The organism is Thiofilum flexile DSM 14609, from assembly GCF_000380185.1.
GTDB lineage: Bacteria > Pseudomonadota > Gammaproteobacteria > Thiotrichales > Thiotrichaceae > Thiofilum > Thiofilum flexile.
Genome location: NZ_KB904780.1, coordinates 79,468 through 92,922, shown reverse-complemented (window position 1 = coordinate 92,922; position 13,455 = coordinate 79,468). Strand labels below are relative to the sequence as shown.

Below are 13,455 nucleotides of genomic sequence, written 5' to 3'. Positions count from 1 at the left end.
CCTTTGTTACCAAAAAGATTTAGTACACTAGGACAGACACCTTATCGACTAATCTTATCCAAAAGCTAATAAATTTTATTTGCTTTAGCTCCAGTTTAGTTAGTTTGTTGTATAAAAGCACTTCTTGCGCTCAAAAATGTGTTTTCTCGCAACTTTGTTGTATTTTGCTATTGAACTTTTCATTTATTCAAGGCAACTTAGGCAGGTGGGGATTCCACATCGCCCCAAGAAGCATGGAGTGCGTCGAATTAGCCAGCTTATGATGGTTAGGCTTAAGGTGTTCGGTTCGTGCTAAATATTTATGACGTAGTTGATAATAAGTATTGACTATATTTGAAATGCTTTCCCTTAAACAACGAAAGAGACTTAAGATTATGAAAATCAAGACTCAGCTCACATTGGCGGCATTAATGGCTATGGGTCTGTTCGCATCGGGTTGTAGCCAACAATCAGCCGATGCTAGCGTTAGCCCAGCTCAGCAAACAACACAAGCCACCTCTCAACAAACAACTTCTCAACAAACTACTTCGCAACAAACTTCTCAACAAGCAACAGCAGTAGTGGGTGAAGAAGGTGAAAAAGTTGTCGTTGAGCCTGTAGAGCCAACAACACCGTCTGTTGTTGTTAAAGAAGTAGTACGTACAGTTGTTGACTGCAGCAAATGCGGTAGACGTCCTGTTAATCGTCCTGGTCGTCGTCCATCAGGCGGTGGTGGTCAGTGGTCACATACCCATCCAGCTATTCCTGGTTGCACCAACTCTATTACTCACAGCCATCCTTTCACTAACCGTAATCACTCTCATCATTACAGTTGTAAAGGTGGTTCTCGCCCAATCATTAAACGTCCTCCTCCAAGAAGAGGCGGTGGTCGAGTTGTTGCTCCACGTCGTCAAGCGGGTAATAAATGGTTACATATGCATCCAGCTATTCCTGGTTGTACCAATTCTGTTACTCACAGCCATCCTTTCACTAACCGTAACCATACTCATGCGTATGGCTGCCGCACTGCTCGTCCACGTCCAGCAGTACGTCCACGTCCGCCAGTACGTCCACGCCCACCCGTATATGTACGTCCACCAGTAATGGTGCGTCCACCAGTAGTACGTCCTGTGCCACGTCCTTTACCTCCAGTAGTAGATGTACCAACTATTGCTATTCCACCTATTAAAGCAAAAGGTAACTACAAAGGCCCAATCGGCTACAATCCAGCTACTTTAAAAATGATGAGCGATTATCAACAAGCTCAGTAATTTAATTATTCTTAGAGTAGTTAGATAATCTGAGTTCAGCTCAGATGTGTTAACGTCCAGTCTTAGCAGATAAGGCTGGACGTTTTTTTTGGTTTGCATTAAGACACTAGCACTAAGGGGGTGTTGCTGGGCAAGCAGTGCCTAGCGAAAAGGATAAGCTCATTAAAAAGACGCCAGCTTATCTGTAAATTGCTTGTTTATGTGGTAAATATGAGACATACTAATCAGTAATTATACTATTTGAGTGTGGTTTTTGATTAGATTTGTGTACTAGAGAGGGAGCGCTGGTACATAGTTAAAAACGTAAGGGATTGCTTTAGTACTTAAATTAGGCTTCTAAAGAAGCCGGGGCAATAAACAGATTGGGACTAAAAGCATTTCAGGATTTCTAAGCACAATACAACTGCTATCTATTTGTTAACTTAGATAATAGAGTGAGATTGTGTCAGTCATCTTAATCTATGTGGCTGTATTCACACAGCTCATTCAAACTAAGTGATTAATAGGTAACACGTCGATTGTCTAAGATAATTGCGGTATCTACCTGTAAACTTAAGTCCTTGATATTATAAAAATTTATACTATATAATGTCGCTTGATCTGATTTTGTTGCTTAGCAACCACAACTTCTTGGTATTATTTGAAGCTGCTTTCATTTAAACAACAAAGAGACGAAGACTCATGAAAATTAAAACTCAATTAACACTAGCCGCATTGATGGTGATGGGTATGTTTGCTACAGGTTGTAGCCAACAATCAGCAGATGCAAGCGCCAGCCCTGCTCAACAAACCACAGGTAGCCAACAATCTTCTCAACAAGCTTCTCAAGGCTCTACAGAGGTTATTGATACTGCTATTGATACTGCTGAAACTACAACAACTACAACTGAAGTTGTTGAAACAGAAACAGTTGAGCCAGAAGTTAAAACCATCATTAAATACGATTGCAGTCAATGTAATACACGTCCTTATGTACAACCACGTCCTGTACGTCCTTATGTACGTCCACAACCACGTCCATATGTACGTCCAGTACAACGCCCCTATGTACGTCCAGTACAACGCCCCTATGTGCGTCCAGTACAACCACGTCCTTATGTGCAACCACGCCCTTATGTACAACCACGTCCATATGTACAACCACGCCCAGTACAAGTCATTGTCCCTGAGGTTGTTGTACCTTCTATTAAAGCGAAAGGTAACTACAAAGGACCAGTTGTATTAACACCTGCGACTCGTGAAGCTATCATGCAAATGCAAGACGAGTAATGATGTAACAGGCTAGGTGATAATTCGCTAAGCTATTAAATCGTTTATGTAGTGATTATGCCTGGTTATGTCGAGTAACCAGGCATTTTTTTTGGCTTGAAATTATTGAGTCTGGCAATTAGTCTAGGCGTTTTAGCTAATTCTGAGCATTGAATATCCGCTTAAGATTAGGCACTTAGTCGCTCATTTTGCCAGGTGGTCTTTAGGATCTATGAAAAAAATCAAATACTTTGCGCTGCTGTGTATTACCAGCCTGTCCGTTTTATCGCATTCTGCGAATGCTGCGGTATGGGATACAGTAAATCAATGGGACGATACATGGGAGGAACGTTATCGTGCGTGGGTAAAAACTAATCTAAAAGATGATATTTTTATGAACCCCGCTAAACCTATCTACTATAAGTTTGAAAATGATTGCGCGGATGCTGTTTATGCCATGCGTTTAATGTTTTCATATGAAAATAACTTACCGTTTGTTGTCAATAACCAACAATCACCTGGCAAGCTTATCAGCAATGATATGAAAACTTGGGATAACTTACCTCCACCTGTGCGGGTGCGTAAGTTTATGGACTACGTAGCGGATATGACCAGTACCAAGTCATTGCGTCAGGATACTTATCCTATTGCCTTAGCAGAGATTCGCCCTGGTGATCTTTATGTAGCTCCGGGGGTTCACTCTTATCAAATCGTTAATGTGACTGACCCCGGTATTGCAGAGGTACAAGCGTCTACTACTCCAAAATCGGCACGTTACTTATTAAGAACACCTTCTTTCCCTTTCTATGTACCGGAAGATAAGAATTTTGCAGACGGTTATCGCCGCTTTAAACAGCCGCAAAATATTAGACTCTCACAAAGCCAGCAACCCGGATTTAGTACCGAGCAGTTCCAGCTAGCGAGAGATTTAAATTTTGACTATGTAGCTTTTACAGATGTGATTTCACGCAAATTAGGCAAGCGTGCAGAGAAGCCTGACGAAAAAACACTGCGTTTATTATTAGCGCTATGTATGTATGCTAATGATCGTAGTGTGTATGTGTATGATGCCTTATGGTATCTACAAAAAGTCCGTCGTGAAGGGCGTCAATGCTTGACTGCTAGAGAATACGATGATCACTCGACACCCGGACGTGATAAACGTTTAACGATGTTTTTTGACTCCGTACGCCATCATTTAGATCGTATTGGTCGCTTTGATCCGCACTCTGTGCCTGCACGTTGGGCCAAGGCGGTGTTCTCACGTGACAAACCACCTAAAAGTGAAATGGATCTACTCAATAAATTCTGCATGGTTCAAATGACGCTAGGCGAAGAATACTATATGACGCTGCGCGATTTACGGAAAAATGTGGAAGATAAATTGTTAGTATCAGATCCACACGCGCCACTGGAATATCGGTGGGGGTTAGTGAAAACCCCTTATAAACCTACTTGCCCTACTTATTAAGGTTTAAGTTGGCTTAAATTCAGTGAACATTTGGTGCCTGTTGATTATAACAGGCGAAAGTAATTATCAACGGGCTTCTCAGGGTAGAGGCATTGACCAGTGGGTGGATAATGGATATTGATATGTTCATGAAAAGAGCATTTAGCACAGGGGTTACCTTAGTAACGTCTGTGGTGGTGGTGGGTAGTTTTTCCGGCTGTTCTGCGCCTGCGCCTGCCAAAGTCGCTGACGAAACCGTTGCGACCAACACACTTTCTAACACATCTAAGCTAATTGTAAACGAGCTAAGTGAAAGTAAAAACGAGCTAAGTGATGGAAGCTCAGTATTATCAGACACCAGCTTTGGTGAGATTAGAAATAATTCGGTAGGGAATAAATCAACTACCACTACGACAACTAAAATAACTAAGGCTCAAATAGGTAGTACTCCTACTAGACCAACTAGAATAGCCGTTGTCACGCCTAGAGTACGGGAAATACGGGAGACACCTACCTATCGTCGTCCCGCTCCTGTAGCAGCAAGACGTGTGCAACGACCACAACCGCGTGCGCCTCAAGCGAATAACGCCTATGCATCAGCAGCCTATGCCTCTGCAGCGGCTGCACAAGCGCGTATAAATGCTAGAGAAGAGGAGTGGCTAAATTACCAACGCAAGTGGGAACAAGAGCAAACTAGGAAGCGTGCTCAGGCGAGTGCTCGAGTAGCTCAGTATAATAATACTGCACGAGTTACCCGTACCCAAGTCGCTCAGGTAAGACAACAGCAAAACTGGCGTAGTAATCCTGCTCCCGCACGGGCTTGGGCAGATACACCAGCAGCACCAGCGCCAAGACAGCAATATATTCAAATTGCAATGGCACCCGTTATTGATGCTGGTCGCTTATCCAATGCAGCTATGAATAGGCTACGGACTAGCGTTATGTATGATGGGCGCTATATTCCTCTAGGCTATCCAAATGGGGATGTACCTCCTAGTATCGGGGTATGTAGTGATGTGGTTATCCGTTCTTATCGCCAGCTTGGAATTGATCTACAGCGCTTAGTCCATGAGGATATGACGTATAACTTTAACGCGTATCCTAATTTACCTAAATGGGGCTTGAGTGCTCCTGATCCTAATATTGATCATCGTCGGGTACATAATCTAAAAGCATTTTTTGCTCGATATGGTCAACGTTTGCCTAATAGTCAGAACCCTAGCGATTATCGCCCTGGTGATTTAGTCACTTGGAGTTTAGGGGGTGATCAAGAGCATATTGGTGTGATTGTTGATCGTTACTCCGATGCTGACCCAAGACGACCCTTAGTTGTACATCACATTGATGCACGAGGGGTTAAAATGGAAGATATGCTATTTACCTTACCTATTACTGGTCATTATCGTTATTTAGGTGGAGCCGGTACGACACAGTTAGTATCGATGTAATCAACAGATAGCATCTTTGCAATGTTTCGAGAAAGCCTTGTAAGTTTTTACAAGGCTTTTTTCATTATTGAGGCGGGTATCTGGATCAAAAGACCTTTCTTTTTTTGCGAAACTCAGTACAATTGCCCGTTTACTTTGACCGGCTGGTTCACAGTTGGGAAAATAGTTTGGATTTTATAAAGGTTTAACGCATGGTCACTATTCGTTTAGCACGCGGCGGCGCTAAAAAACGTCCTTTCTATCACATCGTTGTCAGTGATAGCCGCAAACCACGGGACAGTGGTTATATTGAGCGCATTGGTTTTTATAACCCTGTAGCGCGTGGTCGTGAGATTCGTTTAAATATTAACTCAGAGCGTGCTAGCTATTGGTTATCACAAGGTGCTCAACCGTCTGATCGTGTTGCTAAGTTAATGAAAGAACCTGCTCCTGTAGCAGCAGCTTAATTAGCTAGTTGAGTATTTAAACGATGAGCTCCTCTCCACAACCCTTATTAGTAATGGGTAAGATTGCGGGAGCTTATGGTATTAAGGGGTGGGTAAAGATAATGTCTTTTACTCATCCACCTGAGAAGATATTACGCTATCGTCCGTGGCATCTCTTAAAAGCAGGCCAACCCCAACAGGTTAAGTTAAAAGCAGGTAGACCCCATGGTAAGGTCTTAGTTGCATGGCTTGATGGAGTGGATGACCGCACTCAAGCTGAATTGCTGAATGGCTATGAAATAGCGATTGAGCGCCAGCACTTACCTCAGTTAGATAAGAATGAATACTATTGGTCGGATCTAGTCGGTCTTAAAGTAGTAAATCAACAGGGTATTGAGTTTGGTCAAGTGGCTTCATTAGTAGAAACAGGTGCTAATGATGTTCTAGTAGTTCAAGGTGAGCGCGAGCGCTTAGTGCCTTGGATTTTGGAGCAGGTCATTATCCACGTTTCTTTAGAGCAAGGTGTGATTACGGTGGATTGGGATGCTGATTTTTAGCTATGCAATTTGACGTTATTACCCTGTTTCCAGAGCTAGTGTCTAGTCTAGTGGAGTCAGGTGTAACAGGGCGAGCGGTTAATCGAGGGTTGGTATCATTAAATTGTATTAATCCTAGAGCCTATGCCACCGATGTGCATAAAACGGTAGATGATCGCCCTTATGGCGGTGGTCCTGGGATGGTGGTGCGCTCGGATTGTTTGTTACAAGCGATTAATGACGCTAAACAAAACAATCAAGGTAAAGTGCTTTATCTCAGCCCACAAGGCAAAGTGCTAGATCAAACGCTAGTTAAGCAGCTTGCTCAAGAGCAAAGTCTGATTTTAGTGTGTGGTCGTTATGAGGGGATTGATGAGCGCGTTATTGAATTAGCCGTTGATTTAGAATGCTCCTTAGGCGATTACGTATTAAGTGGTGGCGAGTTGGGTGCTATGGTCATTATGGATGCCATTACTCGATTAGTTCCCGGTGCTTTAGGACATACTGAGTCTGCTGAACAGGATTCGTTTAGTGACGGTTTGCTCGATTGCCCTCATTATACACGCCCTGAAGTGGTACAAGGATTAGCTATCCCAGAGGTACTGAAAAGTGGCAACCATGCTGCTATTGCACGATGGCGTAGAAAACAATCATTAGGTCGGACATGGCAACGCCGCCCTGATTTATTACAAGCTAAAACGTTAGCTCAAGCGGACAAAGTTTTGCTTGAGGAATATAGACAGGAACAACAAGCTTCAGCAGAGGTTTTATCCCATGAGCAACATTATCCAACAACTTGAACAAGAACAAATGACTAAAACAATCCCTGCTTTCCAAGCGGGTGATACAGTAGTCGTGAATGTACGTGTTAAAGAGGGCGAAAATAAAGAGCGTTTACAAGCCTATGAAGGGATTGTTATTGCAATGCGTAAACGCGGTTTAAATTCGTCTTTCACAGTACGCAAAATTTCCTATGGTGAAGGCGTAGAGCGTGTATTCCAAACCTATAGCCAATCCATTCACTCGATTGAAGTGAAGCGTCGTGGTGATGTACGTCGTGCAAAACTGTACTATCTCCGTGGCTTAACAGGTCGTGCAGCACGGATTAAAGAAAAAGTTTAATGACAGTTCTTTGATTCTTGGATCACTCATAAAAAAGCCACTTGAGCAATCAAGTGGCTTTTTTTATGAACACCGCTTAGCCAGCTCATTGCCTATTTACCTGAGCATTTAAGTAAACTAGTACCTTTAAAAGCTACTCAGAGTCTAGACTCAGCCCAACGTGATTAATTATCTAAAAAACTACTGGGGTATATAGAGTGGATAGCTGGTCATTTTTACCCGCAACTGTTGCTACCAGCGTTTTGATTAGTGTAGTACTAGCTTTAGGACTGCTGCTTGCACTGTTAGCAGTGTGGCTGAAACACAGTACTAAGCGTCGTCTACATCTTTTACAATTGGATATTTTAGCCAATTCACTGATTGATATTGATGAGATTGCGGTGTTGGTCGATCACCGTGAGTGTGTGGAGTTTATGAATCCAGCGGCGGAAAAGCTGATGCGTTATCGTTGGATGAATACCCGTAATAAACCGTATCGCTCTATTTTTGAACTCATTGATCCGATAAAGCGCCTACCTATTCCTTGGTCTGCTCCTAGCGCTAGCCAGTCCTCAATGAATGTCTATAAGTCTTGTATCTTAAATACTAAAGGCATTAGTGAATTACGCACCCACTATACAGTACGTTCTATACGTTTAGAGGGGAATAAGAACTTATTCACACTCCTATTATTGCGTGATTATGCTGAAGTGCGGGCGTTGCAGGCTAAGCTAGATTATCTAGAGATGCACGATCAACGTACTGGCTTGTTGAATCGTAAGTGTTTCGAGCTACATTTAAAAAATGCATTAGAGGCCGCTAGACAACAAGGTGTTAAACACGCCTTTATCCATGTCGCACTGGATCAATTTAAAATGATCAATGACACCGTTGGGCATAACGCCGGTGATGCTTTTATTGAGCGTATTGCGGATTTGCTCAAAGCTTCCATCACTCCGCAGCGGGATATTTTAGCGCGGATTGGGGGGGATGAATTTGGTATTTTATTTCGGGAAACTGAACCCTTAGAGGCTTTAAGAAGAGCAGAGCGTATTCGTCGTCAGATTGAGTCTTATGTATTTTACTGGAATACCCAAACCCATAATATTACCGCGAGTATTGGTTTTGTACCGATTTATAAGCGCTCCGGTACACCTAATCGCATCCTGTCTCTAGCCGATGCGTCATGCCGAGTGGCAAAGTCTAAGGGGGGTAATCATCTGCATCTTTATCGCCCCGATGATACTGAGGTCAAAAAGCACCGTGGACAGTTAGTGTGGTTAGGAAGACTGAAAAAGGCGTTTGAGTCCACGCAATTTAGGTTAGTGGCGCAGCCTATTCAATCACTGGAAGCCGAAAAATTTAAGCAGCCTTTTCATCACTACGAGGTATTACTGCGTTTATTTGACGAAAATGAGCAGCCTATTTCACCGGATGAATTTATTCCGGCGGCTGAGTACTATTCTATGATGCCCCGTCTCGATCGTTGGGTAGTGCATGCGGTACTTCAGGAGTTACGGCGCATTAATCAACGTAACCCCGCACCGATATTCAGCATTAATCTATCCGGGCAAAGTGTGGATGACGCCACCTTTTTGGAGTTTGTGCAGCAGGAAATTAAAGCAGCTCGTATTGATCCGCATATGTTGTGTTTTGAAATTACTGAACGGGTGGCGATTAGCAATTTAGAGTGGGCGCAAAAGTTTATTAAAACGCTAAAAGCCCAAGGTTGTCGCTTTTCTTTGGATGATTTTGGCACGGGAGTCAGTTCGTTCAGCTATCTGAAATCATTACCCGTCGATTATCTAAAGATTGATGGCAGTTTTATTAAAGACATTCTCAATGATGGGGTAGCGTTGACCATGGTACAGGCTATTCATCAAGTCGGACAAAAGATGATGGTGCAAACCATTGCCGAGTATGTCGAGAATGAGCATATTATGCGGCTATTGCAAGATATTGGGGTGGAGTATGGGCAGGGCTATGGTATTAGTCGACCGATTCCGCTGAAGCAAGTCATCGAAAGTCATATTATTAAATAAGTATTTCAACCGTAACATTAGGGCTATGACAGTGAAGCATATTCATATTTTAGGTATCTGTGGTACGTTTATGGGCAGTTTGGCACTTTTAGCCCGTGAGTGTGGTTATCAAGTTTCGGGTTCTGATACCAATGTGTATCCCCCGATGAGCACTATGCTAGAAGAGCAGGGGATTACTATTAGCCAAGGCTATAAACCAGAGAATATTCCCGCCGATGTGGGTCAAGTCGTAGTCGGTAATGTGATGAAGCGCGGACTAGAAGTAGTCGAATACCTACTAGAGCGGAATATCCCCTATACCTCTGGCCCGCAATTTTTATATGAGCATATTTTGAAAGATCGCTGGGTGATTGCAGTAGCAGGCACACACGGTAAAACGACTACCTCAACCATGGTCGCATGGATACTAGAATATGCGCAATTAAGACCCGGCTTTTTAATTGGTGGCGTACCAGAAAATTTTGATATTTCCGCGCGTTTAAGTGCTGAAAGCCCATTCTTTGTGGTAGAGGCTGATGAGTATGATACGGCGTTTTTTGATAAGCGCTCGAAATTTGTACATTACCATCCTCGTACCTTAATTGTGAATAATATTGAATATGATCACGCTGATATCTTCCCCGATGTGGAAGCGATTCAAACCCAATTCCATCATTTAATCCGTATCGTGCCGCGTAATGGTTTAATCGTAGCTAATGGGGTGGAGAGTACGGTACAGACTATGCTCGATAAAGGTTGTTGGACGCCGGTTGAATATTTTGCGGGGCAAGGTGAGTGGAGGGCTGAACTCGTTCAAGCCGATGGTAGTATGTTTAAAGTACTGCATCAGGGCAAAGAAGTGGGTACGGTCAGATGGTCGATGCTAGGTGAGCATAATGTGAATAATGCTTTGGCTGCTCTAGCTGCTGCGCGTCATGTCGGTGTGCCGGTTAATGTTGCGATTCAAGCCTTAGCGGAGTTTCAAGGAGTAAAACGTCGTATGCAGCAGCGCGGTGTGGTACGGAATGTGACGGTTTATGATGATTTCGCGCATCACCCCACCGCTATTACTACCACTGTGGCAGGCTTACGCGCTAAGGTGGGCAAAGCTCGGATTATTGCTTTATTAGAGCCACGCTCCAACACTATGCGTATGGGGACACATAAAGAGCAATTGGCACAAGCGCTGCAACAGGCAGATCGAGTTTTTCTATATCAACCGGCTGGGCTGGATTGGGACTTATCGGGGGTAGTAGAGGAATTAAAAGGCAAGGGTATTGTACTGTATAATATTGAGGAGTTAGCCCAAACCGTTGCTCAAGTGGCACAAAGTGGTGACCATATATTAGTAATGAGTAATGGTGGTTTTGGCGGGATTCATGAGAAGCTATTACGCTCTTTGACTTTAACCTAACCCGTAAATGACTCAAACGCCTACTATTACTCTCATCATGACAGGTGCATCCGGTGCTCAATACGGTTTGCGCCTGCTCGAACAGCTTATTCAAGCAAAGTGCCGCATCTATTTATTGCTATCACGCCCAGCACAATTAGTCATTAATACCGAAACCGACCATCATCTCCCCGGACGGGCCGCCGAGATAGCCGAGTATTTTACTCAGCTCTATCAGGCCGAAGCGGGGCAGCTACAAGTGTTTGAGCGTGAGCAATGGATGGCACCGATTGCCAGTGGTAGCGGTGTGGCTGATGCTACGGTGGTATGTCCTTGTACGACGGCAACCTTGTCTGCTATTGCCTGTGGTAGTAGCCGTAATTTAATCGAGCGTGCCGCTGATGTGGCGTTAAAAGAGCGCAAAAAGCTTATTTTAGTGATACGCGAAACACCTTTTTCGGATATTCACCTAGAAAATATGCTCAAACTCTCGCGTATGGGCGTGGTGATTATGCCAGCTAACCCCGGATTTTATAATCGCCCCCAAACCATTGAAGATTTAATTGATTTTATGGTGGCGCGGGTCTTGGATCATTTGAATATTGCCCATATATTACAACCTAAATGGGGCAGCAATAGGGGGTAGTGTGCTCTCACTACTTCGTGTGTTACCCTTAAGTCAATTGATCGGACAACCTAAACGTGTTGCTTTGATTAATCTTTATTAGAATTGATATAGGAGTTGTCATGGCAACTATTGAAGTGACCGCAGATAGTTTTAATGATGCTATTACTGAAAATGACATTGTAATCGTCGATTTTTGGGCACCTTGGTGTGGCCCTTGCCGTTCATTTGCCCCTACTTTTGAAAAAGTGTCTGAAAAGCATCCTGATATTACCTTTGCTAAAGTGAATACTGAGGATGAACAAGAACTATCAGAACATTTTCAAATTCGCTCGATTCCTACCTTAATGATTTTCCGTGAGCAGGTTGTGCTATTTGCTCAGCCCGGAGCTTTAGGTGAGTCGCAATTAGAGGAAGTGATTAGCAAAGTACGTGAGCTAGATATGGCAAAAGTACATGCTGAAATCGCTGCCCAACAAGATTCAGCGAATCAGGCTTAAGGTTGTTTTTGTATGCCTAGAGAGTGAATACTTTCTAGGCAATTAGCCTCTTCATATCTCACTGCTAAATTTCACTTGATACCCGCCAAATTTACGAATATTTAATACCCCCGTACTGAGCAATAAATATTGCCCCTTAATGCCTTGTAGGATGCCGCTAATCTGTGCGGTTTTATCAAAATTATGGGCAGTGACTTTAGTGGGATAGGTATCGATGGGATAGGTGAGTTCAGTGAGTGGATCATCTAGATATTCAAGCTCAGTCAGCGCTAAATCATTAATATCAGACTGTGTTAGGGTAATCAGCTCATCGCGTTTAGTGCGTAAATCGGCCTTATCAGCTTCTGCTTTGAGCATTTTCTGCCATTGGGTTTTATCAGAGATATGTTGAGCTAAGGTATTTTCTATTAAACCGGATTGATGGCGCGTGGGGACTTTGAGTATAGGTAAGGCTTGGGTAGCACCCTGATCTATCCAGCGGGTAGGCAGTTGAGTATGGCGGGTGATACCCACTTTGATACCCGATGAGTTGGCTAAATACACATAATGCGGCTGCATACAATGTTGTTCGCCCCATTCCGGTTCACGACACGTCCCTTGGGCATAATGGCATAGCTCCGGTTTCACAATACAAGTATCACACTGCGCTAAACGGGTAAAACAGGGATAACAATAGCCCTGATTAAAGCTTTTGCTGGTTTTGCGTCCACAGTAAATACAGTTAATTTGCCCGGTAAATTCTAAACTTAAGGCATGACCTAACAGAGGATTCAGTAGGATAGGGGTATCATTGAGTACTAAGGAGTAACTAACAGGCGTCGTCGCTTGCGTGTGCATTTTGGATAGATTACCGATAATGTGCATAGTACCCTCTGGTTGCTTCAATCGCTTAGATCATAACATGGCTCAGCCCTTGATGGTTTAATAGGACAAGGTTTGTGACTTTAATACCACGTTTGATATTTAACGCTTTACTGTTGCTGGCATTAGGGCTATTTCTGGCAGGTGTGTTCGCACCGTTGATCGAATTAGAAAAGCTATGGATTTTTAAAAATATTTTTTCCTTAGCCTCTAGCCTAGAAGCATTATGGGCTGAGCGTGAGTTTGCCTTATTTGCGGTATTGGGTTTGTTTAGTATTGTGACCCCGATTATTAAAATAGTGGTATTAGGTTTAGTAGTGAATACCTCACAGGGGTATCGTGAACGCCATCATCTTTGGATTAGCTTTCTAGAAATTTGGGGCAAGTGGTCGATGCTGGATGTGTTTGTCGTAGCCCTAATGCTGGTGGCGGTAAAGTTAGGGCCATTGGCGCATGTGGTGGTACATCAAGGCGTGTATTTATTTACTGGGGCGGTATTATTAATGCAGTTTTTGAGCGTGTGGCTCCATTGGGTGTTAAAGCGTCAAGCTAAAATCAGCCAGTCACGCGACTTAACTATTCTAAAATCCTAGTGAG

At 43.4% G+C, this 13,455-nt stretch carries 14 protein-coding genes; 13 read left to right on the top strand and 1 reads right to left on the bottom strand.

Features of this window, described 5'->3' with window-relative positions; genetic code table 11:
- The first annotated feature begins 374 nt into the window (after positions 1-374).
- From A3IK_RS0112555 to trxA, 12 genes are all read left to right on the top strand, one after another.
- Positions 375-1,250 carry a hypothetical protein gene (locus A3IK_RS0112555; protein WP_020560336.1) on the top strand — a complete coding sequence of 292 codons (876 nt, stop codon included), beginning with the start codon at positions 375-377 and terminating at the stop codon, positions 1,248-1,250.
- 681 nt (positions 1,251-1,931) lie between these two features.
- Positions 1,932-2,519 carry a hypothetical protein gene (locus A3IK_RS0112550; protein WP_020560335.1) on the top strand — a complete coding sequence of 196 codons (588 nt, stop codon included), beginning with the start codon at positions 1,932-1,934 and terminating at the stop codon, positions 2,517-2,519.
- Between the two features lie 211 nt (positions 2,520-2,730).
- Positions 2,731-3,969 (top strand): hypothetical protein, encoded by a 1,239-nt coding sequence (locus A3IK_RS0112545; RefSeq protein ID WP_020560334.1) that lies wholly within the window; start codon positions 2,731-2,733, stop codon positions 3,967-3,969.
- 122 nt (positions 3,970-4,091) lie between these two features.
- Positions 4,092-5,396, top strand: a complete 1,305-nt coding sequence (locus A3IK_RS21585) for a DUF1287 domain-containing protein (protein WP_211209446.1) — start codon at positions 4,092-4,094, stop codon at positions 5,394-5,396.
- A 191-nt stretch (positions 5,397-5,587) separates the two neighbouring features.
- Positions 5,588-5,842, top strand: coding sequence for a 30S ribosomal protein S16 (rpsP, locus tag A3IK_RS0112535; RefSeq protein ID WP_020560332.1), 255 nt, complete (start codon positions 5,588-5,590; stop codon positions 5,840-5,842).
- A 23-nt stretch (positions 5,843-5,865) separates the two neighbouring features.
- On the top strand, positions 5,866-6,378 hold the full coding sequence (gene rimM, locus A3IK_RS0112530; protein WP_020560331.1) for a ribosome maturation factor RimM: 513 nt from the start codon (positions 5,866-5,868) through the stop codon (positions 6,376-6,378).
- Positions 6,379-6,380: 2 nt separating this feature from the next.
- Complete coding sequence (gene trmD, locus A3IK_RS0112525; protein ID WP_020560330.1) at positions 6,381-7,157, top strand: tRNA (guanosine(37)-N1)-methyltransferase TrmD; 777 nt, start codon at positions 6,381-6,383, stop codon at positions 7,155-7,157.
- Positions 7,132-7,479, top strand: a complete 348-nt coding sequence (gene rplS, locus A3IK_RS0112520; RefSeq protein ID WP_020560329.1) for a 50S ribosomal protein L19 — start codon at positions 7,132-7,134, stop codon at positions 7,477-7,479. Before trmD ends, rplS begins: the two co-directional genes overlap by 26 nt.
- 197 nt (positions 7,480-7,676) lie before the next feature.
- Positions 7,677-9,500, top strand: a complete 1,824-nt coding sequence (locus A3IK_RS0112515; RefSeq protein WP_020560328.1) for a putative bifunctional diguanylate cyclase/phosphodiesterase — start codon at positions 7,677-7,679, stop codon at positions 9,498-9,500.
- Positions 9,501-9,525: 25 nt separating this feature from the next.
- Positions 9,526-10,893 (top strand): UDP-N-acetylmuramate:L-alanyl-gamma-D-glutamyl-meso-diaminopimelate ligase, encoded by a 1,368-nt coding sequence (mpl, locus tag A3IK_RS0112510; RefSeq protein WP_020560327.1) that lies wholly within the window; start codon positions 9,526-9,528, stop codon positions 10,891-10,893.
- A 7-nt stretch (positions 10,894-10,900) separates the two neighbouring features.
- Positions 10,901-11,518, top strand: a complete 618-nt coding sequence (locus A3IK_RS0112505; RefSeq protein WP_020560326.1) for a flavin prenyltransferase UbiX — start codon at positions 10,901-10,903, stop codon at positions 11,516-11,518.
- 101 nt (positions 11,519-11,619) lie between these two features.
- On the top strand, positions 11,620-11,997 hold the full coding sequence (trxA, locus tag A3IK_RS0112500; RefSeq protein WP_020560325.1) for a thioredoxin: 378 nt from the start codon (positions 11,620-11,622) through the stop codon (positions 11,995-11,997).
- 51 nt (positions 11,998-12,048) lie between these two features.
- Here the strand turns inward: trxA and A3IK_RS0112495 are convergent, their stop codons facing one another.
- Positions 12,049-12,861 (bottom strand): DUF2797 domain-containing protein, encoded by an 813-nt coding sequence (locus A3IK_RS0112495; RefSeq protein ID WP_040849180.1) that lies wholly within the window; start codon positions 12,859-12,861, stop codon positions 12,049-12,051.
- 74 nt (positions 12,862-12,935) lie between these two features.
- On the opposite strand from A3IK_RS0112495, the gene A3IK_RS19395 reads away from it, so the two are divergent.
- Entirely contained in the window at positions 12,936-13,451 is a 516-nt protein-coding gene (locus A3IK_RS19395) for a paraquat-inducible protein A (RefSeq protein ID WP_020560323.1), read from the top strand.
- The last annotated feature ends 4 nt before the right edge of the window (positions 13,452-13,455 follow it).

What these genes read in the sequence shown, in the direction of transcription:
- A3IK_RS0112555 (WP_020560336.1), top strand. Translation starts at nt 375, where the DNA reads ATGAAAATCAAGACTCAGCTCACATTGGCGGCATTAATGGCTATGGGT.
- A3IK_RS0112550 (WP_020560335.1), top strand. Translation starts at nt 1,932, where the DNA reads ATGAAAATTAAAACTCAATTAACACTAGCCGCATTGATGGTGATGGGT.
- A3IK_RS0112545 (WP_020560334.1), top strand. Translation starts at nt 2,731, where the DNA reads ATGAAAAAAATCAAATACTTTGCGCTGCTGTGTATTACCAGCCTGTCC.
- A3IK_RS21585 (WP_211209446.1), top strand. Translation starts at nt 4,092, where the DNA reads ATGTTCATGAAAAGAGCATTTAGCACAGGGGTTACCTTAGTAACGTCT.
- rpsP (WP_020560332.1), top strand. Translation starts at nt 5,588, where the DNA reads ATGGTCACTATTCGTTTAGCACGCGGCGGCGCTAAAAAACGTCCTTTC.
- rimM (WP_020560331.1), top strand. Translation starts at nt 5,866, where the DNA reads ATGAGCTCCTCTCCACAACCCTTATTAGTAATGGGTAAGATTGCGGGA.
- trmD (WP_020560330.1), top strand. Translation starts at nt 6,381, where the DNA reads ATGCAATTTGACGTTATTACCCTGTTTCCAGAGCTAGTGTCTAGTCTA.
- rplS (WP_020560329.1), top strand. Translation starts at nt 7,132, where the DNA reads ATGAGCAACATTATCCAACAACTTGAACAAGAACAAATGACTAAAACA.
- mpl (WP_020560327.1), top strand. Translation starts at nt 9,526, where the DNA reads ATGACAGTGAAGCATATTCATATTTTAGGTATCTGTGGTACGTTTATG.
- A3IK_RS0112505 (WP_020560326.1), top strand. Translation starts at nt 10,901, where the DNA reads ATGACTCAAACGCCTACTATTACTCTCATCATGACAGGTGCATCCGGT.
- trxA (WP_020560325.1), top strand. Translation starts at nt 11,620, where the DNA reads ATGGCAACTATTGAAGTGACCGCAGATAGTTTTAATGATGCTATTACT.
- A3IK_RS0112495 (WP_040849180.1), bottom strand. Translation starts at nt 12,861, where the DNA reads ATGCACATTATCGGTAATCTATCCAAAATGCACACGCAAGCGACGACG.